Origin of the sequence: Actinomadura sp. WAC 06369 (genome assembly GCF_003947565.1) — a bacterium.
GTDB classification, from domain to species: domain Bacteria; phylum Actinomycetota; class Actinomycetes; order Streptosporangiales; family Streptosporangiaceae; genus Spirillospora; species Spirillospora rifamycini.
The window spans coordinates 1-8,268 of the sequence record NZ_QHJN01000248.1 but is presented as its reverse complement, the minus strand read 5'-3'; the positions used below and the strand labels follow the sequence as shown (position 1 = coordinate 8,268).

General features: G+C 72.2%; 5 protein-coding genes. All 5 read left to right on the top strand.

What is annotated here, in order from left to right:
• Positions 1 to 48: 48 nt before the first annotated feature.
• Positions 49 to 1,131: a rhamnose ABC transporter substrate-binding protein gene (gene rhaS, locus DMH08_RS36980; protein ID WP_026404642.1), complete on the top strand. Its 1,083-nt coding sequence runs from the start codon at positions 49 to 51 to the stop codon at positions 1,129 to 1,131.
• Positions 1,132 to 1,138: 7 nt separating this feature from the next.
• Positions 1,139 to 1,471, top strand: coding sequence for an L-rhamnose mutarotase (locus DMH08_RS36975; protein WP_026404641.1), 333 nt, complete (start codon positions 1,139 to 1,141; stop codon positions 1,469 to 1,471).
• A gap of 62 nt (positions 1,472 to 1,533) precedes the next feature.
• Positions 1,534 to 2,700, top strand: a complete 1,167-nt coding sequence (rhaI, locus tag DMH08_RS36970; protein ID WP_026404640.1) for an L-rhamnose isomerase — start codon at positions 1,534 to 1,536, stop codon at positions 2,698 to 2,700.
• Between the two features lie 246 nt (positions 2,701 to 2,946).
• Entirely contained in the window at positions 2,947 to 5,004 is a 2,058-nt protein-coding gene (locus DMH08_RS36965) for a bifunctional aldolase/short-chain dehydrogenase (protein WP_125620854.1), read from the top strand.
• A 149-nt stretch (positions 5,005 to 5,153) separates the two neighbouring features.
• The coding region (locus DMH08_RS36960; protein WP_125620852.1) for a glycoside hydrolase family 78 protein at positions 5,154 to 8,268 on the top strand (3,115 nt) is incomplete at its 3' end.

Below are 8,268 nucleotides of genomic sequence, written 5' to 3'. Positions count from 1 at the left end.
CCGCCCTCGCGCGACCCACCCCAGTTGGATTCTTCGAAAGGCACACCAATGACCGTCCGTCTGCGCCTCCCGCGCCGCGCCCTCGCCGCGGCGACCGCCGGCGCGCTCGCGCTGTCGCTCGCCGCCTGCGGCGGCACCACGAAGGAGTCGGCCGAGAGCTCCGGCGACAAGGCCGGCAGCGGCAAGACCGCGAACCCGAGCGCGCCCATGGAGAAGGGCCTGAAGCTCGCGTTCCTGCCCAAGCAGGTCAACAACCCGTACATGAAGATCGTCGACGACTCGGGCATCGCGGCGGCGAAGGGGTTCGAGGCCGAGGCGAAGGAGGTCGGCCCGTCCGACGCGTCCGCGTCCTCGCAGGTCTCCTACATCAACACGCTGATCCAGCAGCAGCACGACGCGATCATGATCTCGGCGAACGACCCGAACGCGGTGTGCGGCCCGCTCAAGCAGGCCATGCAGCAGGACATCGCCATCGTCGCCTACGACTCCGACACGGCGCCCGAGTGCCGCGACGTGTTCATCAAGCAGGCGAGCTCCGAGGACATCGCCCGCACCCAGGTCGAGATGCTCGCCGAGCAGATCGACGGCAAGGGCAAGTTCGCGATCCTGTCGGCGACGGCGAACGCCACCAACCAGAACGCCTGGATCGAGCTCATGAAGAAGGAGCTCGAGAAGCCCGAGTACGCCGAGATGGAGCTGGTCAAGGTCGCCTACGGCGACGACGACGACCAGAAGTCCTTCCAGCAGACGCAGGGCCTCCTGCAGGCTTACCCGGACCTGAAGGGCATCATCGCCCCGACCACGGTCGGCATCGCCGCCGCGGCCCGCTACATCGACGGCTCCGAGTACAAGGGCAAGGTCGCGGTGACCGGCCTCGGCACCCCGAACCAGATGCGGCAGTTCATCAAGAACAAGACCGTCGAGGAGTTCGCCCTCTGGGACCCGAAGCAGCTCGGCTACCTCGCCGCGTACGCCGGCGGCGCGCTGGCGTCCGGCCAGATCACCGGCAAGGAGGGCGAGGTGCTGAAGGCCGGCGACCTCGGCGAGCGCACGATCCAGCCGAACGGCGAGATCATCCTCGGCCCGCCGACGAAGTTCAACACCGAGAACATCGACGAGTTCCAGTTCTGATCGTCGCATGGACTCCGGAAGCAGCAAGCGCGTGTGCTTCCTGCTGAAGGTCAGGCAGGACCGCCTGGAGGAGTACAAGGTGCGCCACCAGGCGGTCTGGCCCGACATGCAGGACGCGTTGCGCGACTCCGGCTGGCACAACTACTCGCTGTTCCTGCGCGAGGACGGCCTCCTCGTCGGCTACCTGGAGACCGACGACTTCGAGGCCGCGCGGGAGCGCATGGCCCGCACCGACGTCAACGCCCGCTGGCAGGCGGAGATGGCGCCGCTGTTCGAGGACCTCGACGGCCGCCCCGACGACGGGATGCGGCCGCTGGAAGAGGTCTTCCACCTCGACTGAGGCGGACCACCGGAAACACGCGCCCTTCACCAGAGGGCTACTGACGAATCGAGAGGTTGACCGTGAGCGACACCAGCGCGGTGAAGGACGCCCTGCGCCGCCAGGAGATCGAGACTCCCTCCTGGGCGTACGGGAACTCGGGGACCCGCTTCAAGGTCTTCGCCCAGCAGGGGGTGCCGCGGACCCCGCAGGAGAAGATCGACGACGCCGCGCAGGTGCACCGCTTCACCGGGGTCGCGCCGAAGGTGGCGGTGCACATCCCCTGGGACCGGGTGGACGACTACGCCGCGCTGGCGGCGCACGCGCGGGAGAAGGGGGTGCGGATCGGCGCCGTCAACTCCAACGTCTTCCAGGACGACGACTACATGCTCGGCAGCGTCACCAACCCCGACCCGAAGATTCGCCGCAAGGCCCTGGACCACCTGCTCGAGTGCGTCGACATCATGGACCAGGTCGGCTCCCGCGACCTGAAGCTGTGGTTCTCCGACGGCACGAACTACCCGGGCCAGGACGACGTCCGCGCCCGGCAGGACCGGATGGCCGAGGCGCTCGCCGCCGTCTACGAGCGGCTCGGCGACGACCAGCGGTTCCTGCTGGAGTACAAGCTGTTCGAGCCCGCGTTCTACATGACCGACCTGCCGGACTGGGGCGCGTCCTACGCGCACTGCGTCAAGCTCGGCCCGAAGGCGCAGGTCGTCGTGGACACCGGGCACCACGCGCCCGGCACCAACATCGAGTTCATCGTGGCGTTCCTGCTGCGCGAGGGGAAGCTCGGCGGGTTCGACTTCAACTCCCGCTTCTACGCCGACGACGACCTGATGGTGGGCGCCGCCGACCCGTTCCAGCTGTTCCGCATCATGCACGAGGTGGTGCGCGGCGGCGGGTACGACGCCGAGACGGGCGTGGCGTTCATGCTCGACCAGTGCCACAACATCGAGCCGAAGATCCAGGGCCAGATCCGCTCGGTGATGAACGTGCAGGAGGCCACCGCGAAGGCCCTGCTGATCGACCGCGAGGCGCTGTCGGCCGCGCAGGCCGCCGGCGACGTCCTCGGGGCCAACGCGATCTTCATGGACGCCTACAACACCGACGTCCGCCCGCTGCTGGCCGAGCTGCGCGAGGAGATGGGCCTGCACCCGGACCCGATCGCCGCGTACAAGGCGTCCGGCTACTACGAGCGGGTCGTCGACGAGCGCAAGGACGGCCAGGCCGCCGGCTGGGGCGCCTGACCCTCCCGGGACCCGGGGCGGCCTCCGCTCGCAGAGCTCGCTCCGGCCGCCCCTGTAAGAAGGCCGCCGGCGCGGTGGCAGCGGTTCGGCCGGGGCCTGGCTCCGGGCCGAGACGAGGCCGCCGGCGCGGTGGCAGCGGTTCGGCCGGGGAGTTCGCTCCGGCCCGGGCCGCGGGCGGCCGCATCGGGCCCGTCCCTCTGACCGCAGAACGCTGATCCGGATTCGGCACCGACAAGGAGAGCATCGATGACCGCGACCCCACCCGAGGTGGGCAAGCTGCTGGAACGGGCCAACACCCTCGGCTCCGACCCCCGCAACACCAACTACGCGGGCGGCAACGCCTCGGCGAAGGGCACCGTCACCGACCCCGTGACGGCCCGCGACGTCGAGCTGATGTGGGTGAAGGGCTCCGGCGGCGACCTCGGCACCCTCACCGAGAAGGGCCTGGCCGTGCTGCGGCTGGACCGGATGCGCGCGCTCGTGGACGTCTACCCGGGCGTGGAGCGCGAGGACGAGATGGTCGCCGCGTTCGACTACTGCCTGCACGGCAAGGGCGGCGCGGCGCCGTCCATCGACACCGCGATGCACGGCCTGGTGGAGGCCGCGCACGTCGACCACCTGCACCCCGACTCGGGCATCGCGATCGCGACGGCCGCCGACGGCGAGGAGCTGACCCGCCGGATCTTCGGCGACCGGGTGGCGTGGGTGCCGTGGCGGCGGCCCGGCTTCCAGCTCGGCCTCGACATCGCCGCGATCAAGAAGGCGAACCCGCGGGCCATCGGCGTCATCCTGGGCGGGCACGGCATCACCGCTTGGGGCGACACCAGCGAGGAGTGCCAGGCGAACTCGCTGGAGATCATCCGGACGGCCGAGGCGTACATCGCCGAGCACGGCCGGGCCGAACCGTTCGGCCCGGTGGTCGACGGGTACGAGCCGCTGCCGGAGGCCGAGCGCCGCGAGCGCGCCGCCGCGCTGTTCCCGCTGATCCGCGGGCTCGCGTCCGCGGACCGCCCGCAGGTGGGGCACTACACCGACAGCGAGGCGGTGCTCGACTTCGTGTCGCGCGCCGAGCACCCGCGGCTGGCCGCGCTCGGCACGTCCTGCCCGGACCACTTCCTGCGCACCAAGGTCGCCCCGATGGTGCTGGACCTGCCGCCGTCCGCGCCGCTCGACGACGTCAAGGCGCGGCTGAAGGAGCTGCACGCGAAGTACCGGGAGGAGTACGCCGCCTACTACGAGCGGCACGCGACCCCGGACTCCCCGGCGATGCGCGGCGCGGACCCCGCGATCGTCCTGGTGCCCGGCGTCGGCATGTTCTCCTTCGGCGCGAACAAGCAGACGGCCCGGGTCGCGGGCGAGTTCTACGTCAACGCGATCAACGTGATGCGCGGCGCGGAGGCGCTGTCGTCGTACGCGCCGATCGACGAGGCGGAGAAGTTCCGCATCGAGTACTGGGAGCTGGAGGAGGCCAAGCTCCGCCGGATGCCGAAGCCGAAGCCGCTCGCCACCCGCGTCGCGCTGGTGACCGGCGGCGGGTCGGGCATCGGCGCGGCCACCGCGCGCCGGCTGGCCGCCGAGGGCGCCTGCGTGGTCGTCGCCGACCGCGACCTGGCCGGGGCGGAGAAGATCGCCGCCGAGCTGGGCGCGTCCGCGCTGCGGGCGTCGGACGTCGCGGTGGCCGTCGCGGCGGACGTCACGTCCGAGGACGAGATCGCGGCGGCCGTGCGGGACGCCGTCCTGGCGTTCGGCGGCGTGGACCTGGTGGTGAACAACGCCGGGCTGTCGATCTCCAAGCCGCTGCTGGACACGACCGTCGCGGACTGGGACCTCCAGCACGACGTGATGGCGCGCGGCTCCTTCCTCGTCGCCCGGGAGACCACCCGGGTGATGGTCGACCAGGAGATGGGCGGCGACATCGTCTACATCGCGTCCAAGAACGGCGTGTTCGCCGGGCCGAACAACATCGCCTACGGCGCGACCAAGGCCGACCAGGCGCACCAGGTGCGGCTGCTGGCGGCCGAGCTGGGCGAGCACGGCATCCGCGTCAACGGCGTCAACCCCGACGGCGTGGTGCGCGGCTCCGGGATCTTCGCCGGCGGCTGGGGCGCCAAGCGCGCCGCCGTGTACGGCGTCGAGGAGGAGAAGCTCGGCGAGTTCTACGCCCAGCGGACGCTGCTCAAGCGCGAGGTGCTGCCCGAGCACGTCGCGGCGGCCGTCTTCGCCCTCACCGGCGGGGACCTGACCCACACGACGGGCCTGCACGTGCCCGTGGACGCCGGGGTCGCCGCGGCGTTCCTGCGCTGACGGCGCGTCCGGCGACCGCCACAACCGAAGACCGTCACGACAAGAGAGTGTGATCGGGGGATCCCACCCTAGGGGCAGGCGAGCGGAGCCCCGGCCGCGTGCGCGCGGCCGCGGGCTCGGCCCGCCGTGCCCGAAACCGGAGGCAGCCCATGCGACCGGCACGGTCCAGACTCCTCATCCTCCCGTCGGCCCTCCTCCTGGCCGTCACCGCCGGGGGCACCGCCCCGGCGGCGGCCGACCCCGGCGGCGTCCGCGTCGCCTCGACCACCACCGAGTACGGCGACCGCCCGCTCGGCATCGACGACCCCCGGCCGCGCTTCTCCTGGCGGCTGGCCTCGCCCGCCCGGAACCGGAGCCAGTCCGCCTACGAGATCCGCGTCGCGTCCGCCCCGTCGCGGCTCGCGTCCGCCGACGTCTGGACGAGCGGCAGGGTCGCGTCGCCGCGGTCGGTCCTGGTCCCGTACGGCGGGCCCGCGCTCGAACCCCGCACCCGCTACCACTGGACCGTCCGCGTGTGGGACGACCGGGGCCGCCCCTCGCGGTGGAGCGAGCCCACGTGGTGGGAGACCGGCCTGCTGGACGGCCGGGACCTCGGCGGCGCGTGGATCGGGCACGACGCGCCGCTGCCGCTCCCGACCTCCTTCACCGGGCAGAACGACCCGTCGCGGCTCGCGGAGGGAACGCAGGGGCAGACGTTCGTCTCCGACGAGCCGGTCACGTCGGTGTCGATCCCGATGCCGACCTGGCAGACCTCCGACGCCGACGTGACCGTCGCCCTGCGCGCGGACGGCCCGGACGGCGCGGTGCTCGCCCGGCGCCGCGTGGAGAACCACCCCGACAACGCCGAGGCGACCCTCGAACTGGACGAGCCCGCTCCCGCCGGGACGTACTACGTGGAGCAGTCGGAGCCGTCCGGGCAGATCGGCTGGTGGGGGCACACGGAAGGCGGCTACGAGCACGGCACGGCGTACCGGGACGGCGAGCCCGTGGGCGGCGACCGCCGCTTCTCGTTCCAGACCGTGCCGTCCGGCGCCGACGGCATGACCTCGCGGCTCCGCAAGGAGTTCGCGGTCGGGAAGAAGATCGCGCGGGCCCGCCTCTACTCGACCGCGCTCGGCGTCTACACCGCGGAGATCAACGGGCGCCGGGTCGGGAACGACGAGCTGACCCCCGGCTGGACCGACTACTCCAAGCGCGTCCAGTACCAGACGTACGACGTCACGAAGCTGCTGCGCAAGGGCGGCAACGCGATCGGCGCGACGCTCGCGCCGGGCTGGTACTCCGGGCACATCGCCATCTTCGGGCCGGGCCAGTACGGCGACCGCCCGTGGTTCCGCGCCCAGTTGCGGATCGACTACACCGACGGGACGTCCCAGAAGATCGTCACCGATCCGGGCTGGCGGAGCGCGGTGGGGCCGGTCCAGACGTCCGACCTGCTCATGGGCGAGGCGTACGACGCCCGCGAGGAGACCCCCGGCTGGAGCCGCCCCGGGTTCGACGCGGCGGCGTGGAAGCCCGTCCTGGTCGACGAGGAGGCCGGCCCCCTCCCCGTCGCCCAGTCCGCCGCGCCCACCCGGGTCGAGCGGGAGATCCGGCCCGTGAAGGTCACCAGCCCGGCGAAGGGCGTGCACATCTTCGACCTCGGCCAGAACATGGTGGGCGCGGTGCGGCTGCGCGTGTCCGGCGAGGCCGGCCGGACGGTCACGCTGCGGCACGGCGAGGTCCTCAACGAGGACGGCACCCTCTACACCGCGAACCTGCGCACCGCGAAGGCCACCGACACCTACACGCTCAAGGGCGGCGGCGCCGAGACCTACGAGCCCCGGTACACCTTCCACGGCTTCCGGTACGTCGAGGTCACCGGCTACCCCGGCACGCCGGGCCCGGACGCCGTCACCGGGCGCGTCATGCACACCGCCGAGCCGTTCACCATGGAGTTCGACACCGACGTGCCGATGCTCGACCGGCTCCACAGCAACATCACGTGGGGGCAGCGCGGCAACTTCCTCAGCATCCCGACCGACACCCCGGCACGGGACGAGCGCATGGGCTGGTCCGGCGACATCAACGTCTTCGGGCGCACCGCCGCCTACAACATGCGGTCCGCCCGCTTTCTCACCAAGTGGATGCGGGACATGCGCGACGCGCAGTCGGAGGACGGCGCGTTCCCGGACGTCGCGCCGAAGGTCGGCTTCCTCGGCGGAGGCTCGGCCGGCTGGGGCGACGCGGGCGTCACCGTCCCGTGGAACCTGTACCAGGCGTACGGCGACCGCCGCGTCCTGGAGGACAACTACCCGGCGATGCGGAAGTGGATCGCGTACCTGGAGCGGAACAGCGACGGGCTGCTGCGCCCCGCGTCCGGGTACGGCGACTGGCTGAACGTCGAGGACGAGACGCCCAAGGACGTCATCGGCACCGCCTACTTCGCGCACAGCGCGGCGCTCGTCGCCGAGACCGCCCGCGTCCTGGGCGAGGACGCGGACGCCGAGCGGTACGAGGACCTCGCCGGACGGGTGCGCGCCGCGTTCGACGACGCGTACGTCACCGAGGGCGGAGCCCGCGTCAAGGGCGACACCCAGACCGCCTACGCGCTCGCCCTGGCGTTCGGTGTGCTGCCCGAGGACGCGCGCGGGCCCGCCGCGGACCGGCTCGTCGAGTTGATCGAGGCGCGCGGCTGGCACCTGTCCACCGGCTTCCTCGGCACGCCGGAACTGCTGCCGGTGCTGACCGAGACCGGGCACACCGACGTCGCGTACCGGCTGCTGCACCAGAAGACGTACCCGTCGTGGGGCTACCAGATCGGCAAGGGCGCCACCACGATGTGGGAGCACTGGGACTCGATCAGGCCCGACGGCGGCTTCGAGGACCCGGCGATGAACTCCTTCAACCACTACGCCTACGGCGCGGTGGGGGAGTGGATGTACGCCAACATCACCGGCATCGCCCCGGCCGAGCCCGGCTACCGCAGGACCGTGATCCGGCCGCGCCCGGGCGGCGAGGTCGGGCGCGCCCGCGGCCGCCACGACTCGATGTACGGCCCGATCGAGACGGCGTGGTCGGTCGCCGGCGGCCGCTTCGAGCTGTCGGTGTCCGTCCCGGTCAACACCACCGCCGAGGTGTGGGTCCCGGCCCGGTCCGCCGCGCAGGTGCGGCAGGAGGGGGCGAGGTTCCTGCGGATGCGGGACGGCGCCGCCGTGTTCGCCGTCGGCTCCGGCTCGTACCGCTTCACCGCCCCCGCACCCGGGCCGGGACCCACACCTCGGC

What these genes read in the sequence shown, in the direction of transcription:
- rhaS (WP_026404642.1), top strand. Translation starts at nt 49, where the DNA reads ATGACCGTCCGTCTGCGCCTCCCGCGCCGCGCCCTCGCCGCGGCGACC.
- DMH08_RS36975 (WP_026404641.1), top strand. Translation starts at nt 1,139, where the DNA reads ATGGACTCCGGAAGCAGCAAGCGCGTGTGCTTCCTGCTGAAGGTCAGG.
- DMH08_RS36965 (WP_125620854.1), top strand. Translation starts at nt 2,947, where the DNA reads ATGACCGCGACCCCACCCGAGGTGGGCAAGCTGCTGGAACGGGCCAAC.